The sequence below is a fragment of the Enterococcus sp. 3G1_DIV0629 genome, from assembly GCF_002141285.1.
In the GTDB taxonomy this organism is placed as follows: domain Bacteria; phylum Bacillota; class Bacilli; order Lactobacillales; family Enterococcaceae; genus Enterococcus_B; species Enterococcus_B lactis.
This window is the reverse complement of sequence record NZ_NGLI01000001.1, coordinates 590,505-611,844: the sequence shown is the minus strand read 5'-3', so window position 1 is coordinate 611,844 and position 21,340 is coordinate 590,505. Positions and strand designations below refer to the sequence as shown.

Below are 21,340 nucleotides of genomic sequence, written 5' to 3'. Positions count from 1 at the left end.
GGAGTAAAAAAATTTAGGAGAATTGAAAAGTGTCGAATTTATTTCTTTTTATTATATTTGCTAGTATAGTCTGTTTTTTTATCGGTTTAATATCATTAATATTAAATTTGATGAAAAATAAAAATAAAAAAACAAGTACTATAATTACCATTTTTTCTATCATAGCTTTTATTGTAAGTGTTACCGGTTTTGAAAAAACTTACAATGCTAGAACAAATAATTCAAATACGGGCTATGAAGCTTCGTCTTATGAGTCTTCGAATTATCAAACTTCTTTAGAAGAAAAGATAGAAGACAGTTCTTCAGCAAATAGCAACTCTCAAACTTCGAATTCAGATACTTCTAGTTTTGAAGATTTTATAAATACAAAACCTGATTTCTCTACTTTCGTAGAAGAGTATTATAAATACGAGGCTGATGGAAAAGCTAGTGAAGTAAGAAGTTATTTATCAGGTACTCCAGTAACATGGTCAGGTACAATTATTGAGACAATGCACTCCAGAATAGCTGTCATTGCCGATGAGAAATATAACGGAACCACTTGGGAAAATCTTGAGGATAATCTACGCCCTTACATATTTTTTGCTAAAGATATTGATCAAAATAAGGTCTCTCAATTTAAAAACGGAGATCATGTAACAGTTTCCGGAAAAATTACTTCTGGTGGTTCAAAAATTGCCAATGCTCAATGGGATATTCATACAGAAAATATCTCTAAATAAACAAAGATTTGCCTTCGGGCTTTTCTTTTTAAACGCAAAAGAACATAAGTTCGTATAAAAACTCTGCTAATACGACGATTTTCTAAATATTCGTTCAAATAACATACCTCCCCTAAAATATTCTTATTATTAGGAATGAAATACGAAAGGATTGGTTTTAATGGCTTCCATTAAAAAGTACTATTTAAAAAAATCAAAAGAATATCGTTATGAAGTCTATATATCAAATGGAATTGATCCTGGTACTAAGCTACAGAAAAAGATTCATAAAAAAGGGTTTAAAAGTCATGAAGAAGCAGAAAGATTCGCAAAAATTGTCGAAGGCGAAATAGCTTCGGAAGAATATACACAAAATAACCCTAAAAATTTGACTATAGAAAAGTTTATGGACGATTGGATTAATAACTATAAAATGAATGTTAAAGAAGGAACAAGAATTGTTCACAGAGCAAATATAAAAATGTACATCAATCCGTATATTGGAAAATATAAACTAGATAAATATACTAGAGCTGATCATCAAAGATTCATCAATCAGTTACTTACTAAAAAAGGTTTAGGTAGAACTAAGGAAGGTCTCTCAGTAACAACAGCCAAAAGTATCAATGCCACTCTTAGCAATGCTTTCAAAAAAGCTATTCAGTTAGGATATATAAAGAATAACCCTACTAGTTTTGTTGAGTTTCCAAGAAATCCATCTGATAAAAAGAAAGTTAAATATTATACTTTTGATCAATCTGAACTATTTCTCGAATTTGCCAAAAAAGAAAAATCATTTATATGGTATCCCTTTTTTCTTATTATATTTGATCAAGGATTGCGAAAATCAGAAGCTTTAGGGCTTCAATGGGCTGATATTGATTTTTCTCAGAATACACTTAATATTAATCGTGAACGACTTGGGGCTGCTGAAAAAGGAACTAACAAAGGTTTGATTATTACAGATGACACAAAAACCCCATCTGGTACACGATCATTGCCTATGACAAAACGAGTAAAGAAAGCCTTATTGACTTTAAGAAATCAAGTCATAAAAGAATTTGGTTTTTTACCTGAAACAGATGATCACGAAGCATTTATTTTTATAAATACTTACGGTAAAAATAAAGGTATTCCAATAAGAGATCGAACCGTTAATGGTGCTTCTCACAGAATTGAAAAACATGCCAATCTCCCCCATATAACTGTGCATGATGGTAGACATACTTTTGCAGCTAGAACGAGACAAGCAGGAATACCTTTAGAAGATATCAAAGATTTTTTAGGTCATAAAGATGTTTCTACTACACAAGTCTATGCCCATATTTCTCCCGAAGTGAAAAAAAGATCAATGAATCAACTAGAAAACTATATAGAAGAGCAAATAAAAAAGCACTCAAATTGAGTGCTTTTTTTAAGTTCACTATCACTAAAACTATCACTAATTTTATTTAGAAGCGAACATGTTTCTATCACTGATTTTTTAAATCTAGCGAGAAACCCTTATCTTACAGGCGTTCGTTCAATTCTTTAGCAAGATCTTCAAAGCCTGGTTTGCCTAGAAGTGCGAACATGTTTTTCTTGTAAGCTTCTACACCTGGTTGGTCGAATGGGTTGATTCCATTCAAGTAACCTGAAATACCTACAGCAATTTCAAAGAAGTACATTGTGTAACCCAATGTGTAAGCATCCATTTCTGGAATTTTGACTAGCAAGTTAGGTACGTCACCGTCTGTATGAGCAAGCAATGTTCCTTCAAATGCTTTTGTATTTACGAAGTCCACTTCTTTTCCTTGCAAGTAGCCTAGACCGTCTAAGTCTTCTGCTTGTTCAGGAATCGTGATTGATTTACGAGGTTTTTCAACTTTCACAACTGTTTCAAAAATATTGCGGCGTCCTTCTTGGATGAATTGTCCTAAAGAGTGCAAATCAGTTGAGAAGTTTGCGCTTGAAGGATAGATGCCTTTTTGGTCTTTTCCTTCAGATTCGCCATACAATTGTTTCCACCATTCTGAGAAGTATTGCATTCCTGGTTCATAGTTGATCAACAACTCAGTTACTTTGCCTTTACGGTAAAGAATGTTGCGCATTGCTGCGTATTGGTAAGCTTCGTTTTCTTCTAGTTTGTCGCTTGAATAAGCTTTGCTTGCATCAGCAGCTCCTTGCATCAATGCGTCGATATCTGCTCCACTAACAGCGATTGGTAACAAACCAACAGCAGTCAATACAGAGAAACGTCCGCCGATATCATCAGGAATCACGAAAGTTTCCCAACCTTCTGCATCTGCTTCTACTTTAACTGCACCTTTTGCTTTGTCTGTTGTAGCGTAGATACGTTTGTTTGCTTCTTCTTGTCCGTATTTCTTAACAAGAAGCTCTTTGAATACACGGAAAGCAATCGCTGGTTCAGTAGTTGTTCCAGATTTTGAAATAACGTTTACTGAAAAGTCGCGATCACCGATTACTTCGATCAAATCAGCGATATATGTTGAGCTGATTGAATTTCCGGCAAAGAAGATTTGTGGTGCTTTGCGTGTGTCGCTATCTAATAGATTGAAGAATGTGTGATTCAAGAAGTCGATCGCTGCACGAGCGCCTAAATAAGAACCACCGATACCGATAACAACTAATACTTCAGAATCAGATTGGATTTTTTTAGCTGCTTCTTTGATACGTGCAAATTCTTCTTTATCATAGTTCGTTGGTAAATCGATCCAGCCGCGGAAGTCGCTTCCTGCGCCAGTACCTTCCCGTAATTCGTTGTGGGCTGCTGTTACTTGGCTTTGCATGTACCCTAACTCTTGTTCGTTGACAAACGGTGCTACTTTTGAATAGTCAAAATGAATGTGTGCCATTTGTTCTCCTCCTTATAGGTTTACTCTACAGGTAATACTTTACGTTTTTTTTTATTATTTTTCAAGCAAATAAACAAAATGCTGACAATATTTCCAAGAAAGTTTCATTTTTTAAACTAAACCTTCTGCTGCCATTGCTTTGGCAACTTTTTCAAATCCAGCAACATTTGCTCCAAGAAGCAGATTTTTTTCGTCACCATACTCAGCAGCTGTTTGGCGACACGTATGGTAAATCGTTTCCATGATTTGATCCAGTTGCTCATCCACTTGTCCTCTTTCCCAAGTCAATCGCTGGGCGTTCTGACTCATTTCTAAAGCAGATACTGCCACTCCTCCAGCATTAGCAGCTTTTCCTGGACAATACCACACGCCTGCTTCATGAAGAACAGAAACAGCTTTTACTGTACATGGCATATTAGCGCCTTCTGCTACGATTTTGATCCCATTTTCTACTAAGATTTCAGCCAAGCTTTCGTCTATTTCGTTTTGAGTGGCACATGGCAAAGCGATATCCGCTTTTTCTTTCAATGTCCAAACAGATTCTCCAGCATGATAAACAGCAGAAGGACGTTGGTTCGCGTATTCTGTTAAACGTTGGCGCTTGATTTCTTTGATTTCTTTCAATAGTGACACGTCTATTCCTTCTGGATCATAGATATACCCGTTGGAATCTGAACATGTAACCACTTTTCCGCCTAGTTCTTGCACTTTTTCGATTGCATAAATGGCTACATTCCCGCTTCCGGAAACAAAAACTGTTTTTTGATCAAATGAATCTTTTTCTTCATTCAATAGATGTTTGACATAATAGACCAATCCGTATCCAGTCGCTTCTGTACGTATTTTGCTTCCCCAGAAATCTAGAGGTTTACCTGTCAACACACCAGTATCATATTTTTTCAATCGTTTATATTCGCCAAACAAATAACCGATTTCTCTAGCTCCTACACCGATATCTCCCGCAGGAACATCAATCGATGGCCCGATATGTTTTGACAATTCCAACATGAAACTTTGACAAAAACGCATGATTTCATTATCAGATTTCCCTTTAGGATCGAAATCACTCCCACCTTTTCCTCCGCCGATTGGCAGACCGGTTAAACTATTCTTGAAAATCTGTTCAAAAGCCAAAAATTTCAAGATACTTAGGTTGACACTGGGATGGAAGCGTAATCCACCTTTATAAGGGCCGATAGCTGAATTGTATTGGATACGGTAGCCTCTATTTACTCGCCAGTTTCCTTTATCATCTTGCCAAGGGACTCGAAATTGAATAATTCTTTCTGGTTCTGTTAAAAGTTCTAAAATATTCTTTTTGATATATTCGGGATGAGTGTCCAAAAAAGACATCACTGTGGGCATAAATTCATCGATTGCTTGTAAAAATTCTTCTTGTCCTTGATCCTTTTGATGTAGCTTTTCTTGAATTGCTTGAACATATTCTGTTGCGTTTGTCATTGTTCCACGCTCCTTTGCTTATCTTCCCTCATTTTAGCTCATTTTCTCTTTTGGCTCAAAACATTTTTTTCTGTTTTCTTTCTTCAAATATGCTACACTTTCCTTGAGGTGAGGGAATGGAAAAACTGTATGATGTGATCGTAGTCGGCGCTGGAACAAGCGGGATGATGGCAGCGATCAGTGCAGCTGAACAAGGCGCACGCGTACTTTTGATCGAAAAAAACAAAAAAGCAGGAAAAAAACTACTGATGACAGGTGGTGGTCGGTGCAACGTCACGAATAATCGTCCTGTTGATGATTTGATCGCACATATTCCTGGAAATGGAAAGTTTTTATATAGTACATTTGCGCAATGGAATAATTTCGATATCATGAACTTCTTTGAATCACAAGGCGTACATTTAAAAGAAGAGGATCATGGACGGATGTTTCCTGTGACAAATAAATCAAAAACGATTATTGAAGCATTGCTCAATCGTCTGAAAGAACTAGATGTGACGATTCTATTCTCTACTCGAGTAGAGAAATTGATCCACAAAGAACATAAAATTTACGGTATACGCACGGAATTCGAAGAGTTCCATGCTCCTGCCGTTATCTTAACGACTGGTGGTCGGACTTATCCCTCTACTGGTTCTACTGGAGATGGGTACAAAATCGTGAAGCGAGTGGGTCACACGGTGACGCCTCTTTATGCGACAGAGTCCCCCTTGATATCGGATGAACCGTATATTCAGGAGAAGACACTTCAAGGGCTTTCTTTACAGGACATCACTTTACGTGTTCTAAATAAAAAAGGCCGTGTATTGACTGAACATACGATGGATTTACTTTTCACCCATTTCGGTATTTCTGGTCCGGCTGCACTGCGTTGTTCAAGTTTTGTCAATAAAGAATTAGAAAAAACGGGAGAACCAGTGACACTTTCTCTGGATTGTTTCCCTACACAAACCAAACAAGAGCTTATTCATTTATTGACAGAAAAAAGTAAAACCACCAAAAAGAACTTGGTAAATGCTTGGCACGGTCTATTACCTGAGCGATTGTTGGTTTTCTTTCTTGAGCGGCTTGAAATGGACAGCCTAACAGGACAACAAGCCTCTCAAAAACAAATTCAAGATTTCGTTCAATTATGCAAAGAGTTTAAGTTATCGATCAACAAGACTTTTCCTATTGAGAAATCATTTGTAACTGGCGGAGGGGTTTCTCTAAAGGAAATTCATCCTAAAACGTTGGAGAGTAAAATCATTGATGGTCTGTATTTTGCCGGAGAATTACTGGATGTCAATGGTTATACTGGCGGCTTTAATATCACAGCGGCTTTCGCTACAGGACATGTAGCAGGAATGAATGCTGGGCAAAAAGCATAATGTATAAAAAAGAAAGAAGGAGACTGGGCAAACAACATCCCGGCCTCCTTCTTTCTTTTATACGTATGATTTATTGTTTTATATCTGCAAATTGTCCGCTCGTTAATGCACAGATATCTTGCGGTGCTAACTCCATCTGCAGCCCTCTTCTGCCAGCTGATACAATGATTTGTTCATAGCTTTCTGCTATTTGATCTAAATAAGTAGGAAATAGTTTTTTCATTCCTATAGGCGAGCAACCACCACGTATGTATCCGGTCGTTGCTTCCAAATCTTTCAAATGAAGCATTTCTACTTTTTTATTCCCTGAAACTTTTGCTAATTTTTTTAGATTCAATTCGGCTTCTCCCGGTATCACAGCAACAAGAGGCCCCGTCACATTGCCCACAGCAACCAGTGTTTTGAATATACGAGATTGGCTCTCTGGGAGCTGTTCGGCGACAGAGGACGCACTTAGATGGTTTTCGTCCCATTCATATTCGTGTTCTGTATAGGGAATCTTTTTTTGTTCGACCATACGGATCGCATTCGTTTTTACTATTTTTTTCTTTGCCAAAAAATATCACCTCAAACTTGTTCTACAACGGTTCATTTAATAATTGGATAATTTGCTTCAATGCTTTGACCGGTAATTGTCCTGGAGCAGAAGCATTGCTTAAGGAACCAAACGTCATGACGGATCCTGTCGTTCCGCCAGCCAGACGAGAAATTTTCCCCAGATCGCCCATAGACATCGTAATGATAGGCATGGAGACAAAAGCATTTGCCCGTCTAGTCAACTCCATCAATCGCAAAACATCTCGTTCATTATTGGGAGTCACTGCCAACTTTCCGATATCAGCGCCAAAATGTTCCATGACATTCAGTCGGTAAAGCAAGACAGGGTCAGCTGGTGTTTCTTTAAAATCATGACTACTGATGATCAAAGGGATATCTAAAGATTTGATTTTCTCTATCAGTCCTTTCCCTAAACTTTCAACTTTGAACAACTCGATATCGACCATATCTACTAATCCAGTGTGTATCACATATTCATAAAGGTCGCGATACTGACTAATCGATATGTCTTGTTCCCCGCCTTCAGCTAAGGTACGGAACGTAAATAATAACGGCAGCCCATCAAGCATCTCATGGATAAGAACCAATGTTTCTACAACTTCATCAAAAGAAAAAACCTCACGATAATGATCGACTCGCCATTCTACTAAGTCGGCCCCTGCTTCACGTGCAAGAACTGCTTCACGTAATACTTCATCTCGGACGGCTCCGATAAGAGGCGCACAAATCTTTGGTCTACCGCTTCCTATATTCAATCCCTTTATCCGAACCACTCTGCATCGCTCCTTCTAATGGTTATTTTTAATTTGATAAACAAACACTTTCAGATAATTGCCTTCTAAAAAGGTATCCGTCGTCTGGAAATCTTTTGGCAGACGATATAAAGCAAGTTGTTCAAAAGAAACATTCTTGGCATGGAATTCCTCTTCGATCATTGTTTGGAATTGTTCGATCGAGACATTTGCAGCATTTGTAGACGCAATAAGTATCCCGTTTTCTGCTAAAATATCCAGACTATCCTTGACCAGTTCCCCATAATCTTTTGCTACGCGAAAGACTTTTTTCTTGTTTCTGGCAAAACTTGGTGGATCCAATACAATCATGTCATATAAAAATTGTTTTCTTTTTGCGTATTTGAAATACTCGAATACGTCCATAACAATGATTTTTTGCTGATCGACATCCAGGCCATTCACTTCAAACTGTTCCTGTGTTTTTTTCAAACTGCGTTTTGCTAGATCGACACTTGTCGTTTCGATTGCCCCTCCCATTGCGGCAGCAACAGAAAAGGCGCCGGTATAACTAAACATATTCAAAACTGTTTTCCCAGAAGCGAAGCCTTCTGCTAATGATCCCCGTACTTCTTTTTGGTCTAGAAAGATACCAGTCATTAATCCTTCATTCAAATAAACGGCAAATTTTACTCCGTTTTCTTTTACGATCAAGGGCTCCGGTGCCTCTTTTCCGTAAATGAACTGGCTCTCAGGCAGATTCACTGATTCAAAACGAATTTTCTCATATCCGCCGATGATTTCCGGATAGATTTCACGAAAAGCTTGAATCAATAATTCACGATGTGTATATAACGTCTCGTTATACCAAGAAAAAACAGCATAACCTGCATAATAATCAATAATCAGACCGCCGATTCCGTCTCCTTCTCCATTGAATACACGAAAAGCGGTAGTAGAATCATCTGTAAAAAAGAAAGTTCTTTTTTCTTTTGACTTCACAAAAAGTTCTTCAAAAAATGATTGATCAAATGGGATATCCTGCTGGCTCAATACCCAACCGATCCCTTTATTCTGCTTTCCTAGATATCCTTTTGCGATAAATTGGTTTTGCGGATCAACTAATTCCACCCATTGCGTGGTTTCTTTTTGGGGATGTGCAAGGTCTTCTTTTTGGATCAGTGGATATCCTTTTTTCAATCGACTGCTTGCTCTTTTTTTTACTTGTACTTTCATTCCTTCACCTGCTTTAGCTTTCTCTTCTCAAGTATAACAAAAAACATAGGTCTTGTCTTACTGCTCCTTTTTCATCAAGCTTAAAGAAAACCTTAATGAAACAGCACAAAGTTCTGGTTTCAATTGACACTATATTGTCATACTAGTAAAATAAATGAGAATAAGTGAGCTGTGTAACATGGTTTCATGACACTTCTGTGATTAAGAAGTGCAGAAAGGAAGATTATCTTGAAATATATAAAAACACCTGCCTTTTTGAATAAGAGGCTCGGATTTTTTTCTTTACTAGTCGTTTTACTTTGGTTGAAAACGATTTTTGCCTATTTGGTCGATTTCCATCTCGGAATTGAAAGTGGCATTCAATACTTTATCTTGTTTATCAATCCTATTGCAACTACACTGTTATTACTTGGAATTGCTCTTTATATCAGACGCCCTAGAGTTGCTTATATCACAATGATGGTCATTTATTTTCTTTTGACATTGCTTGTTTTTTCGAATGTCACTTATTATCGAGAATTCACGGACTTCATTACGATCAACACGATTTTAGGTGCTGGGAAAGTAGCAAGTGGTCTGGGCGAAAGTGCCATTCGACTGTTTCGCCCATATGACGTGATCTATTGGATTGATTTCATTCTCTTGACTGTTCTACTGATCGCCAAAAAAATCAAGTTGGACCCTCGTCCGATTCGAGCAAGAATGGCTTTTGCGATCTCTACATTAGCCGTTATGATTTTCTCAGGAAATCTTTTTATGGCGGAAGCTGATCGTCCAGAATTATTGACTCGTACATTCTCTCGGGATTATTTGGTCAAATATCTTGGCTTGAATGCGTTCATGGTTTACGACGGCGTTCAAACTTACCAGACAAACCAAGTGCGGGCAGAAGCAAGCCCCAATGATATGAAAGAAGTAGAAAATTATGTAAAAGAACATTACGCAGCACCAAATGATGATTTGTTTGGACTTGCTAAAGGAAAAAATGTGATTTATATCCATTTAGAAAGCTTCCAACAATTCTTGATCGATTATAAATTGACAGATGAGAATGGTGTCCAGCATGAAGTTACACCTTTCATCAATAGTCTTTACCACAGCAATAGCACGTTCAGTTTTGACAACTTTTTCCATCAAGTAAAAGCAGGAAAAACAAGTGATGCGGAAACGCTGATGGAAAATTCATTGTTTGGCTTGAATCAAGGCTCCTTGTTCACACAATTAGGCGGAAAAAATACTTTCCAAGCTGCACCTGATATTTTAAGTCAAACAGAAGGTTACACAAGTGCAGTGTTCCATGGGAACGCCGGCACATTCTGGAATCGAAACGAGACCTATAAGAATTTAGGATATGATTATTTCTTCGATTCTTCTTATTATGACGTTAATGATGACAATTCGTTCCAATACGGTTTGCATGATAAACCATTTTTCCAACAATCTGTACAATACTTGGAACGTCTGCAGCAACCATTTTATTCAAAATTCATTGCTGTATCTAACCATTATCCTTATTCGAAATTCACCAATGACGAAGCTGGATTCCCGTTAGCCAATACAAACGATGAAACGATTAACGGTTACTTCGCGACAGCCAATTATTTAGACACTGCCGTACAAGAATTCTTCAACTATTTGAAAGAAAGCGGCTTGTATGATAATTCAGTTATCGTTCTTTACGGTGACCATTATGGTGTCTCGAATTCTAGAAATAAAAATCTAGCTGAACTAGTTGGAAAAACAAGTTCTACTTGGACAAATTATGACAATGCACAAATGCAGCGTGTCCCTTATATGATCCATATTCCTGGACAAACACAAGGCGGGATCAATCACACTTATGGCGGCCAAGTTGATGCTTTGCCTACACTGCTCCATTTACTAGGTGTAGATACAAAAAATTATATTCAGTTAGGACAAGATCTATTCTCGAAAGATCATGAACAGCTTGTTTCTTTCCGTGATGGCGATTTTGTTACTCCAAAATATACTTACTACGGTGGTACCATCTACAGTAACGAAACTGGTGAAGCCATTACTGAACCTACTGAGGAAGTACAGAATGAAATTGATTCACTCAAAGAAAAAGTTGATAAACAGTTAGCTGTTTCTGATCAAATCAATAACGGTGATCTTCTTCGCTTCTATACGAATAGTGGGCTAGACCCAATTGATACCAGTGATTATGACTACAAGAATGGCTTAGAGAAATTAAAAGAAGCTGAAAAATCTCTAGGTAACCAATCAACTAGTGTCTTTAGTCAACACAACGGACAATCAACTGTTGATCTTTATAAAACACAAACGTATCAAGAACTTCACGGAACGACCACAAGTTCTTCCGAATGACAAATCAAATCTGAAAGGAGCTGTGACAAACATCTTGTCACAGCTCTTTTTTCACAACCTCTTGCTTTTTGCAAGAGGATTTCTGGTTTTGGTTTTAATTCGTGATTTTACTAAAGGAATTTCATACTTTATTCATATTCATTTTTTATACTTTTTATAGAGGTGAAAAGTATGAAAATGATCCGCTATGCTACTGCTCGATTAATTTATTACAAAAAGCAAACAATACTCTATTGTTTATTTTCAAGCTTTTCTGCTTTTTTATTGATAGCATGCCTGACTCTTTACCATTTGCAATCGGCTTTAGCGAATCAAGTCCAAGATCGGCTTTCATTTATCGGTGCTTCTGCATCTACGGAGCTTCTTCCGGCTTTAGAATTAGCTAGCCGATTTTATCTAAAAGGCATATTCAGTTTATTTTTTCTGTTTGCCTTCTTTTTTATCTTTTTCTTTTACTATTCACTCAGGCAAAACCAGCAAGAATTGATGAATTGGCGCCTGACTGGTCTTTCTAAAGCCAAACTGTTCCTTTTTATTTTTTGGCAGCTGTTCTTCCCTCTCTTTCTTTGTTGTATCTTGGTTTTATTGTGGATCGTCAGCTTCCAGTCGATTTATGAAACACTGCTTCAAAGGATCAATTTTCTTGTCTTAAAGACTGCTGAGCTGCCAGATATCCGTGATATCTTAACTTCAGTAAGCGGACTTACGATTCCGATGGATCAGCAGACTTTCTTTACTATCGATTTTCAAAATGATCTGTTTTTCACAGATATTCTTAGAGGCTTTGCTCAAACACTTGTTGGACTTAGCGGGTGCTGTCTGATTCTCAGCCTATTCCCATTCACTTTTTTTATCCATCACTTGCAAAGCAGGAGGCCTAAACGTAATGAAACCTGAATATTTGATTAACGCTGACCATTTGACCGTTATCTTGTGTCCCCTCGAAAAACAGGATAAGATATTGGAGCACTTAAAAAAAGAAGTTCTAGTTGCTAATCTGGAAAATTTCGCCATCGTTCAAAAAGATTGGCCAATGTTTCCTTACCTAAAGCTCAAAGACCATGTGCTGTTAGATTTACCAGAAAAGGGAATCAAACAAGATCGTTTAGCCTATCAAGAAAAACTTGATATCTCTTCTTCATTACTTAATTGTGCGGCGACTGATCTTACGCCTTTTGAGAAAGTAAAGCTTCAATTGCTTCATGCGTTGCTTTCCAAACGAAACAATATTGTTATTGAAGATACATTTGATGAACTTAGTATATTGGAGATCCAAGAACTGCTCCACTTGCTTTCTTATTTAGCTCATGAAGAAAATCAAGGTATTTTACTCTTTACGCATGACGCTACTATTGCCCAAAGTCCTTACATTGATCGTTTAGAGCCTGCGGGTTAAATCAGTCATTTTATTATAAGAAAACAAGCGATATAGAAGATCGATTCATGATCTTTTATATCACTTGTTTTTTTACTCTTCTTTGATTTCTACGTCAGGCAAACGAACAGTGAATTTCGTTCCTTTTCCTAGTTCGCTTTCTACTTCTAATTTTCCTTTATGCAGGCGAACAAGCTGCTGCACGATTGGTAAACCTAATCCTGATTCACCATATTTTGTATTTTTTCTTGAAGGATCTACTTTATAATAGCGATCCCAGATACTTTTCATTTGTTGTTCAGACATTCCAATTCCCGTATCTTCGATTGTGATGATCGTTTCAAGATAACCTTTTTCCAGGGTAACCATGATTTGGCCGTTTTCGGTAAATTGTATCGCGTTTTGAATAATATTGACCATGATTTGGACAAAACGGTCATAATCCGCGTAAACATCGATATCATCATCGGCTTTCAATGTTAACGTATCCCCTGCTGCCTCTGCTTTAGCTTCTAACTGGGCAACAATATTTCTCAATGTTTCTGTACCATTGAATTTTTTAATGACCATACTGATTTGATTCGTACGGATTTTTTCATAATCCAAATTTTCATTCACTAAACGGATCAGACGCTCTGTTTCATTCTTCATCAATTTAATCGCATTTTCTCGCTGATTCTCAGGGATTGCATTGTATTCCAACCCTTCCAGAAGACCGTTGATTGTCGTAAGAGGTGTTCTCATCTCATGGGAAGCATCTGCCATGAATTGTCTTCGACGATTTTCTTGTTCTTCGATTTCTGCTTGAGATTCTTTCAGTGAATTCGTCATTTTATTGAAATCATCTGCTAACTCATCAAATTCATCTTTATCATGTACGGGAAGCTGTACATCAAAATTGCCATTCGTCACTTCTTTCGTCGCATTCCTTAAACGATTGATCCGCTTGACTTGGAATGCTGCAAAAGCATAACTGGCAATGACCGCCACAATACTGGAAAAAATAAAACCTTTGAACAGGTTCAGTGTAATTGGACGAACACTGTTATCGATATTCCGCGCAGGTTGACTGACTACAAGTGCTCCATAGAATTCATGATTCAAATTGAATGGTACAAGTGCGTAAGAGGTCGCCTGTGCTTGCCCTAAAATGTTTTTATTCGATGTGAATTTCTCTTGACGCCCACTCCTCAGATTTTTCCATTGATCCGTTGTTAAGGTAAAATTCAGCAATGCTGTATTGGTCGGATAAATGACACGTTCATTTTTGTCGATGAATATAAAATTCACATTTTGTTCTGTCAGTACTTGCTCCGTCAACAGCAACGCATTTTGAAATGCCTGATCTTGACTAAACTGCGGAAGTGTATCGGCATAGGTTTGCGTTGTCTTTTCAACTGATTCAGCGTATCCAAACAGTTGCTGATAATTGTTTTCTTCAATCGTCTGTTTTGTCAGTTGCGTAAAAGAAACTCCGACGATCAATAAGATCAACGCGACCATTCCACAAAAAGCCAAGAGTTGCTGATACAAATAACGCATTAGGCAACACCAGAATCATCAAATTTGTAGCCGACTCCCCAAACAGTTTGGATAACTTGTGGTCCGACTTTTTCAATTTTTTGACGCAATTTCTTGATATGGGCATCTACTGTCCGTTCATCACCAAAATACTGGTAATCCCAGACTAGTTCAAGCAACTGTTCCCGAGAAAATACTTGTCGTGGTTTTTTTGCTAAAGTAAACAATAGATCGAATTCTTTAGGCGTCAAGCCTTCGATGGGCCGATTGTCCAGATATGCTTCTCGTGTTTTCGTATTCATCTTGAAATGACTGGTCTCAATATCAAAATGATCATCTGAAACCGCTGCTTCTTCTCTTGCTTCTGCCAGCTCGCTACGGCGATGTAAAGCTTTCATTCGAGCAATAAGCGTCAGCGGACTGAAAGGTTTCGTCACATAATCATCTGCCCCCATCTCTAAGCCAATCACCTGATCACTTTCAGAATCTCTAGCTGTCAGCATGATAATCGGCACTGTGCTTGAAACTTTGCGGATCTCTCTTCCTACTAGCATGCCGTCCATTGTAGGCAAATTCAAGTCCAATGTAATCATGTCCCAATGTTGGGGGTTTTCTAAAAAGGCGTCGAGCCCTTCTTTTCCATCATACTTGAAGGTTGCTTCCCAACCTTCATTTAAGAAAAACATCTGCATCATTTCAGAAACAGATTGATTATCTTCAATCATTAAAATATTCATTATCGTTCCCTCCAGTTTCCAGGTCATATCTCTGTAATTTTTTTTCTGTCATAATAAAAATGGGCATAATTGGAAATACCAATAATAGCATTTCAATCAAAAAATAATTCGTATGTCCAGACGTCTTTAAATAATAACCGATCAATGTCATCAGTAAGCCCATAAGGAAAAACCAGTTCCCGCTTGTCTTTTGTGCTAGACGCCAATGAGCGTCTGTTTTTGCGGCAAGAGGCGAATGGTACCCATAAAAAGGCAGGTTTCCTTTTGAGGGCAGAATCCGAAAAAGACTGCCAATTATTAAGAATAAGATACCAATACTGAAAAAAATCATTCTTTCCCTCCTAAATTCTCTTCTTATAGTATACTCTATATTGTTGACTGAACCAATATGTTCAGGAATTCTTCACGAAAGGTTTGTCTTTTGTTCATTCTTTGTTAAGATAAACTTATTCCAATAAAAAAGGAGTTTTATTTGTGTCAAATTATCGTGCAATCACTTTCTTTGATCTTGATGGAACATTACTAGATGCGAAGTCAAAAATCACACCCGAAGTGGCAAAAGCTATGAATGCATTAAAAGAAAACAACGTTCTTCCCGTCATCGCCACAGGACGTACAGAAGCAGAAATCCACTCGATCATGGAAGATGCGGGCATTACTTCTGCGGTCACCATGAACGGTTCTTTCATTCGAGTAAACGGTGAAGAAATCTACTCTCAAACATTTTCTTCAGAAGAATGTCAGAAAATGTATGATCATGTACAGTTGAATGGGCACGAACTTTCTTACTATAACGACCAAAAAATCTGGTGTACCGGTCATAGCCAAACAATGATCGATGCTTATGACTTTATCCATTCAGATGTGCCGGAAATAGATCCTCTAGGCTTTAAAGACAATACAGTAAATATGTTACTTATCTTATCTCAATCGGGTGACGAATACTATCATGAACATTTTCCTGAGCTAACTTTTTATCGGAATGGTCCTTACTCGATTGATACAGTGAAGAAAGGAATCTCAAAAGGCGCAGGTGTCAAACGACTGAAAAAAGAACTTCAATTAGAAGAAGTTCCTACTTTTGGATTTGGCGATGGTCCGAATGATTTTGCCTTGTTGGAAGCTTGCGACAACAAAATCGCTATGGGAAATGCCTATGATGGATTAAAAGAGCTTTCTACTTTCATCACAAAGAAAAATACAGAAGGCGGGATTGTCCACGCATTGAAGCATTTTGATCTGATTTAAGGACATTTTTTCGGAACTGGACCCTTTCTAAAAAAAATCACTTATTTTTTCTTAAGAAAGGGACAGTTTTTATATAAATAATGGGGTATCATCCGCTTTTTTATTGAATTTATCCCAAAATGTGCTATACTGATTTTGTATGAAAAATACACGTAACCCTTGTTAGCTAACGGGGACGTTACGGATTCGACAGGCACAGTCGAGCTTGAATTGCGTTTCGTAGGTTACGTCTACGTAAAAACGTTACAGTTAAATATAACTGCTAAAAACGAAAACAACTCTTACGCTTTAGCTGCCTAAAAACAGTTAGCGTAGATCCTCTCGGCATCGCCCATGTGCTCGAGTAAGGGTCCTAACTTTAGTGGGATACGTTTCAACTTTCCGTCTGTAAGTTGAAAAAGAGAGTATCAGACTAGCGATACAGAATGCCTGTCACTCGGCAAGCTGTAAAGCGAAACCTCAAATGAGTTGACTATGAACGTAGATTTTTAAGTGGCGATGTGTTTGGACGCGGGTTCGACTCCCGCCGTCTCCATTGTGAGATTTCAGCAGATTTCGCTAGATGCTTAAATCCTTATTTTATAAGGGTTTGAGCATTTTTTATTTTCGCTTATTTTCTTTAAATGAATGAAAATGGCATTCAAAATAGCATTCAAAAAGAACACTTTTTAATATATATGTTCCATCCATATTATCAATGATATTCCTACTTTACAAAAAGAACATTAGTTCGTATACTCTTTTCGAGGTGAACTTTATATGTTAATGGAAGGAAAAACACAATTATGGTTTAAATTCGATCCTTCGAATAGATTTATCAAAGATTTTTATAAAGTATGGAATTCAGAAGTTTTCTTTTTAGCAATCGAAGATAGCTTATTAATCAATCTCTACTATTCTAATAAGAACTATTTCAAAATTCCTGCTGCAAAAACTAGAATGAAGAAAGATGTATATTTTTTGTTTGATATCGTGACTGACGTACCGGACGCACGAAGCGATCATCGGCGTTATGACTATTTGAAGTATACTTTCGTTGATCCAGAAAGGTATAAAGATTAAGTATGTACTCCCCTCAAAATTGAGGGGATATTTTTTAATATGATAGTACTTGTCCTGGATAAATCAAGTTAGGATTTGATAATCCATTGCGCTGTGCTAGTGCTTGATACGTTGTACCTAGCTTAGATGCGATTGATGATAAATTATCGCCTGATCGAACAGTGTATGTTCTAGTAACACTTGCTGTTCCTCTCACTTTTAGAACTTGTCCAGCATAGATCATATTCGGATTGCTTAGTCCATTTAACGAAGCAAGTGCTTGATACGTTGTTCCATATTTTGTAGCAATTGAAGATAGTGTTTCTCCATATTGAACAACATGAGTTTGGATAGCAGCTGATGGTTTATCTGGAACAGTTGTAGAATCTGGCAAGATTTCTACATTTGATTTATCAATCCAAGATAAAATATTTGCAAGTAAAACTTTGTTGCCGTTTACCTGTTGAACCTTGTAGCTTTCTCCTTTTACCCATTGTGGGATCGCTTCTCCAGTTGCCCAGTTTTTCGCTGAGAAATTCACTTTCACAGTGTCCCCCACTTTAATTTCTGATTTTGGCGTATCATTAGCTTCTTCCCCTGCATCCGTTGCTGGAGTGTCTGTTGCTGGTTTATCTGAACCTGTATAACCGTTATCTGTAATACCAGTTAAATCGATATTACCATCTAATCCACCAGCAATATAAGTTGAGGTAAATTGATAGATGCCAATACCGTCTAACGATGGGAAAATATTCCAGTTAGGAGTTGGTGTTACATTATAATCAGGATAAGCAGAGATCCATAGCGAGTCTGGAAACTCTTTGATTACTTGCTGATAATAAGCATTAGCCAATAAGAACGGCTTGCCTGAATAAAGCATTGGAGTATAGCCTGCTGCTTTAATTCGACGCATACCATAAAGAATGGCATCCGTATTTGCTTGTTTATTAGAAGATGCTCCGCCTTCAAAATCAATCGCTACAATTGAACCTTTAGGCGTTTGAATCTTTGGCAAGAAATAATCCATCGTTTGTTTAGCAATCGCTTGAGATCCCCACACATCCCACCAAATATAGGTATGCGCTCGTTTACCTTGAGCAATCGCAGAAGCAACTTGCGTGGAGTAGGTCCATTGGTCATATAAACCAGCTCCGTTATAACCACCAATTTGTGCAATAGCAAATTTATCATGAGCATACCCAAATCTTCCGTTCTCCCCTTGATAAATCGACCAATCAACACCCTGATCATTTTTTGCAGCAAACACATTCACAGGCAACAAAAAAAGAGCCACAACGGCTCCTACAAAAATTTTCTTTTTCATGTTTTTCCTCCTACTTTTTTAATTTAGTTTGTGTATAAATACCACTTGCAATGCCTCCAGCAACAATTCCAGAAAGTGCTAATTGCTGCCATGATCCCAGTTCGGGATATGTCACTGCCAAAACAACTGCAAACAAAACCCCCACAAGACAAGCAGCTGGTGCTAACCATTGTGAGGGGATTAGTTTTGGCTTCTTCATTACTTCAACTAAAATCATTACTATTGGACTTATGATTACGCCCGTTCCAATAATTTCATTAATTGCTTTTTCCATAATCTCACCTCCTTTTATTTTAATTTTTCGTGGATTTTTTCCACAGTGCTTTTGATATCTTCCACATCTCCTAAAGCATTTGTTAACTTGTCAATCGTGTTTTGATATCTTTCTTCCCTCTCATTATTTTGTTTCATTACCCAAATAAACAAACCAACAAACAATACTGCAAAACTTATTTGTTCAGGATTTGAAAGCAACGACTCCAATAATTTTTCCATGCTGTAGCATTCACTCCTTTTTCATTGCAAAATAAAAAACACCCTCCTTTGAGCGTGTTGGTAGCAAAATTCGTATTTTATACAGGTTTTACTTCTGATATTTTTAAGGATAATAGTTGTGTTGCAAACATGATTCCTCCAGCAGCTGTTTCTATAGTAAACTCTACCTTATCTCCTGTAACTAAAGTGTGGACGTACTGACCAGCTTGAGTAGTCATATAATTGAAATTCACGCTACTACCCAAGTTAGTAAAATTCGTATCACTTCCATTTTTCCTGATTTTTACATAGGCGTATTTTAATGTGTTATCTCCATGAAGTTTTACAGAACCCTCGAAAAATAAAACACAATCTCTAGTTGCTGTTAAAGTATTTCCATCACTACCTATCGTGTAAGGTAAATCACTAGAATTGTGGGCAAAATCCGTAGCGATAAGAGCCCCTATAGGTATTTTAGTACCACCAGAAACTTTAGAAAGATTTGCACCTTCACCATAAATGGCGTACAAAGGCATTTTATTCTCTATCTCATCAACCCTACTATTCGTACTCTTTATAGCGGTCGCATTAGCATTCGCTTTTGTTTGAGCATCCTTAGCTGTGGTATCTACTTCATTAATTGAAGCAGTCAACTGCGAATTAATCTGCGATACTTTCCCATCGGTATAATTGTTTGCTTTACCTGTGATTTCAGAAATTTTAACATCTGTGGCCAGATTGTCTTCGACATATTCTGGTGCTAGATCCCAGACATAATCTTTTGGATTGTTTGAGTCTCGCATGCCGATTCCTCGGTATTTATACTCACTAATATTCGGAGTTCGGGTGTCACCTTTTTCTAGTTTTACCCATTCAATTTTTACTGTTCCTTTCGTTGATTGTGGCAATTGAAAAATATTCAATGCATTAGCCGCACCATCAATATGTGCTTGTGTTACTTTAAATGTGAGTTGCCAAACATCAGTCAAACCTTCTATAGGGGTCATGTTCCCAGCGCCTAATGATCCCGCACGTAAATAAATACCAAACGTTTGAGTAGCTGGTTTGGACGCTTTCATCGTAAAAGTATAGGTTTGACCTAATATATATGGTTCATTAAGATAAAAACCTGCTGGCATATATTCACTATTTTGGATTGGAAACTTCACTGTGTCTATTTTAAGGATATTCTTACCCAACGATGTTTTACCTAGCCAGTAAGGGTCATCAAGTAAGTTAGGATGATACGGTGTTGATACTTCGCCTTCTTCAATCTTTATAGTGTAACGGATGTTTAATTTTCCCTTGAAATTAGTATTAGATAAGTTAGCTTGTAACCAAACAGATTTATGATTAGTTATTACTGGTGGTATAATATGATTACCTTCCATCGTTGTAAGTTTATACCAGATACCAGCTTGTGGGTTGATTACGTCACCAATTAATGTACCTTGTGCTCCTTCATTCCCGGCCTTATTAATTCGGTAACTCATTCTAATACGTCCTTCCCACGATACATCAGTACTAACTTCTGCTGTTAATGTATAACTTTTATTTGGCTCTAACAGTGAGAGTTTGTGACCATTACCAGCATATACATTCATATCACCACTATGTTTACTAAAATCAAAGCTTACATAATTCCCGTTAACATCTGCTTTAGTGATGCCCTCTCCCATTAGGTCCCAATCTTCAAAAGAAAGTTTTCGCATTAAATTCGGATTACCACTATAATCATAGTCCCCGAAGTCAATGCTGTTACTGTACATCACTTGTAAGTTACCTAACTTAGAAATTTCTTCTTTCAGAGCATCTAACTTGTCTTGTAGTGTTTTAGCTTGACCAGTTAAATCAGTAATCTGTTTATTTAAGCTATCCACTCTACCTTTAATTTCAGCCATAAAAGCATCAAAAGTTTCATTATACTTTCGAATCAACTCTTCCAATTGCGAAACATATTCATCGGCTTGGCCTTGCGAAATGTCAGACACTCCTAGTGAGAAAAAAATGATATCTTGCGTCGTTAAAATTTGATTATCTTTTCTATATTCTACGTAGCAGTGTTTATAGTATCCTGCTTCACTCATAAATGTTCCATCAAGAGAAAATGTGACTTCTTCACTAGTTACGCTAGTTGCAACACTATCTACGTAACGGTTAGATGGTGTTGTTCCTTTTAAAGTAAATGTTCCACCACTCGTATCCATCTGTAAGCCATTTAAAAATGGTTTAACAGTCACCGTAATTCCTTTGTCACCTTGACGAGCCACAATAGCTTTGGTGTAGTTTAATTCTTTGCTGAAATCTAGAGCCAAATTATATAAACTGCTAGCCATTTATATACCTCCTTGTCTTCGTT

General features: G+C 37.3%; 20 protein-coding genes and 1 other RNA gene. 9 read left to right on the top strand and 12 right to left on the bottom strand.

Features of this window, described 5'->3' with window-relative positions; all coding sequences use genetic code 11:
- The first annotated feature begins 29 nt into the window (after nt 1-29).
- Both A5816_RS16480 and A5816_RS03105 read left to right on the top strand, forming a co-directional pair.
- Nucleotides 30-722 (top strand): hypothetical protein, encoded by a 693-nt coding sequence (locus A5816_RS16480; RefSeq protein WP_256925987.1) that lies wholly within the window; start codon nt 30-32, stop codon nt 720-722.
- 160 nt (nt 723-882) lie between these two features.
- Nucleotides 883-2,106: a site-specific integrase gene (locus A5816_RS03105; RefSeq protein ID WP_086310678.1), complete on the top strand. Its 1,224-nt coding sequence runs from the start codon at nt 883-885 to the stop codon at nt 2,104-2,106.
- A 103-nt stretch (nt 2,107-2,209) separates the two neighbouring features.
- On the opposite strand, the gene A5816_RS03100 is transcribed toward A5816_RS03105, so the two are convergent.
- Nucleotides 2,210-3,556: a glucose-6-phosphate isomerase gene (locus tag A5816_RS03100; protein WP_086310677.1), complete on the bottom strand. Its 1,347-nt coding sequence runs from the start codon at nt 3,554-3,556 to the stop codon at nt 2,210-2,212.
- Nucleotides 3,557-3,667: 111 nt separating this feature from the next.
- Nucleotides 3,668-5,017, bottom strand: coding sequence for an NADP-specific glutamate dehydrogenase (gene gdhA, locus A5816_RS03095; RefSeq protein WP_086310676.1), 1,350 nt, complete (start codon nt 5,015-5,017; stop codon nt 3,668-3,670).
- 116 nt (nt 5,018-5,133) lie between these two features.
- Between gdhA and A5816_RS03090 the strand changes: the two genes are divergently transcribed.
- Complete coding sequence (locus A5816_RS03090) at nt 5,134-6,387, top strand: NAD(P)/FAD-dependent oxidoreductase (RefSeq protein ID WP_086310675.1); 1,254 nt, start codon at nt 5,134-5,136, stop codon at nt 6,385-6,387.
- 70 nt (nt 6,388-6,457) lie between these two features.
- Here the strand turns inward: A5816_RS03090 and ybaK are convergent, their stop codons facing one another.
- The 3 genes from ybaK to A5816_RS03075 are packed head-to-tail and all read right to left on the bottom strand — an operon-like array spanning nt 6,458 to nt 8,912.
- Complete coding sequence (gene ybaK, locus A5816_RS03085; RefSeq protein ID WP_010732283.1) at nt 6,458-6,943, bottom strand: Cys-tRNA(Pro) deacylase; 486 nt, start codon at nt 6,941-6,943, stop codon at nt 6,458-6,460.
- A gap of 22 nt (nt 6,944-6,965) precedes the next feature.
- Entirely contained in the window at nt 6,966-7,718 is a 753-nt protein-coding gene (gene aroD, locus A5816_RS03080) for a type I 3-dehydroquinate dehydratase (RefSeq protein WP_086310674.1), read from the bottom strand.
- A gap of 15 nt (nt 7,719-7,733) precedes the next feature.
- Nucleotides 7,734-8,912, bottom strand: coding sequence for a class I SAM-dependent rRNA methyltransferase (locus A5816_RS03075; RefSeq protein ID WP_010732281.1), 1,179 nt, complete (start codon nt 8,910-8,912; stop codon nt 7,734-7,736).
- A gap of 228 nt (nt 8,913-9,140) precedes the next feature.
- On the opposite strand from A5816_RS03075, the gene A5816_RS03070 reads away from it, so the two are divergent.
- The 3 genes from A5816_RS03070 to A5816_RS03060 all read left to right on the top strand — a co-directional run bounded on the left by A5816_RS03070 (nt 9,141) and on the right by A5816_RS03060 (nt 12,657).
- Nucleotides 9,141-11,261, top strand: a complete 2,121-nt coding sequence (locus A5816_RS03070; RefSeq protein ID WP_086310673.1) for an LTA synthase family protein — start codon at nt 9,141-9,143, stop codon at nt 11,259-11,261.
- A gap of 171 nt (nt 11,262-11,432) precedes the next feature.
- Nucleotides 11,433-12,158 (top strand): FtsX-like permease family protein, encoded by a 726-nt coding sequence (locus A5816_RS03065; protein ID WP_038398678.1) that lies wholly within the window; start codon nt 11,433-11,435, stop codon nt 12,156-12,158.
- Entirely contained in the window at nt 12,148-12,657 is a 510-nt protein-coding gene (locus A5816_RS03060; protein ID WP_038398676.1) for a hypothetical protein, read from the top strand. The genes A5816_RS03065 and A5816_RS03060 overlap by 11 nt, the downstream gene beginning before the upstream one ends.
- A 72-nt stretch (nt 12,658-12,729) precedes the next feature.
- On the opposite strand, the gene A5816_RS03055 is transcribed toward A5816_RS03060, so the two are convergent.
- Genes A5816_RS03055 through A5816_RS03045 form a run of 3 tightly spaced genes read right to left on the bottom strand, consistent with a single transcriptional unit; the run spans nt 12,730 to nt 15,225 of the window.
- Nucleotides 12,730-14,178: a HAMP domain-containing sensor histidine kinase gene (locus A5816_RS03055; protein ID WP_002290405.1), complete on the bottom strand. Its 1,449-nt coding sequence runs from the start codon at nt 14,176-14,178 to the stop codon at nt 12,730-12,732.
- Nucleotides 14,178-14,894, bottom strand: a complete 717-nt coding sequence (locus tag A5816_RS03050) for a response regulator transcription factor (RefSeq protein WP_002290404.1) — start codon at nt 14,892-14,894, stop codon at nt 14,178-14,180. The genes A5816_RS03055 and A5816_RS03050 overlap by 1 nt, the downstream gene beginning before the upstream one ends.
- On the bottom strand, nt 14,875-15,225 hold the full coding sequence (locus A5816_RS03045; protein ID WP_002290403.1) for an SdpI family protein: 351 nt from the start codon (nt 15,223-15,225) through the stop codon (nt 14,875-14,877). The genes A5816_RS03050 and A5816_RS03045 overlap by 20 nt, the downstream gene beginning before the upstream one ends.
- Nucleotides 15,226-15,368: 143 nt before the next feature.
- On the opposite strand from A5816_RS03045, the gene A5816_RS03040 reads away from it, so the two are divergent.
- The 3 genes from A5816_RS03040 to A5816_RS03030 all read left to right on the top strand — a co-directional run bounded on the left by A5816_RS03040 (nt 15,369) and on the right by A5816_RS03030 (nt 17,204).
- Nucleotides 15,369-16,142, top strand: coding sequence for a Cof-type HAD-IIB family hydrolase (locus A5816_RS03040; protein WP_002290402.1), 774 nt, complete (start codon nt 15,369-15,371; stop codon nt 16,140-16,142).
- Nucleotides 16,143-16,313: 171 nt separating this feature from the next.
- Nucleotides 16,314-16,680, top strand: a transfer-messenger RNA (tmRNA) gene (gene ssrA / locus A5816_RS03035).
- A 221-nt stretch (nt 16,681-16,901) separates the two neighbouring features.
- Nucleotides 16,902-17,204, top strand: a complete 303-nt coding sequence (locus A5816_RS03030; RefSeq protein WP_086310672.1) for a DUF5960 family protein — start codon at nt 16,902-16,904, stop codon at nt 17,202-17,204.
- 34 nt (nt 17,205-17,238) lie between these two features.
- Here the strand turns inward: A5816_RS03030 and A5816_RS03025 are convergent, their stop codons facing one another.
- From A5816_RS03025 to A5816_RS03010, 4 genes are all read right to left on the bottom strand, one after another.
- Complete coding sequence (locus A5816_RS03025) at nt 17,239-18,507, bottom strand: LysM peptidoglycan-binding domain-containing protein (protein WP_086310671.1); 1,269 nt, start codon at nt 18,505-18,507, stop codon at nt 17,239-17,241.
- Between the two features lie 10 nt (nt 18,508-18,517).
- Nucleotides 18,518-18,781, bottom strand: a complete 264-nt coding sequence (locus tag A5816_RS03020) for a holin (RefSeq protein ID WP_002325376.1) — start codon at nt 18,779-18,781, stop codon at nt 18,518-18,520.
- Between the two features lie 14 nt (nt 18,782-18,795).
- Entirely contained in the window at nt 18,796-19,002 is a 207-nt protein-coding gene (locus A5816_RS03015; RefSeq protein WP_002325375.1) for a BhlA/UviB family holin-like peptide, read from the bottom strand.
- A 77-nt stretch (nt 19,003-19,079) separates the two neighbouring features.
- Complete coding sequence (locus tag A5816_RS03010; protein ID WP_086310670.1) at nt 19,080-21,317, bottom strand: BppU family phage baseplate upper protein; 2,238 nt, start codon at nt 21,315-21,317, stop codon at nt 19,080-19,082.
- Nucleotides 21,318-21,340 lie beyond the last annotated feature (23 nt).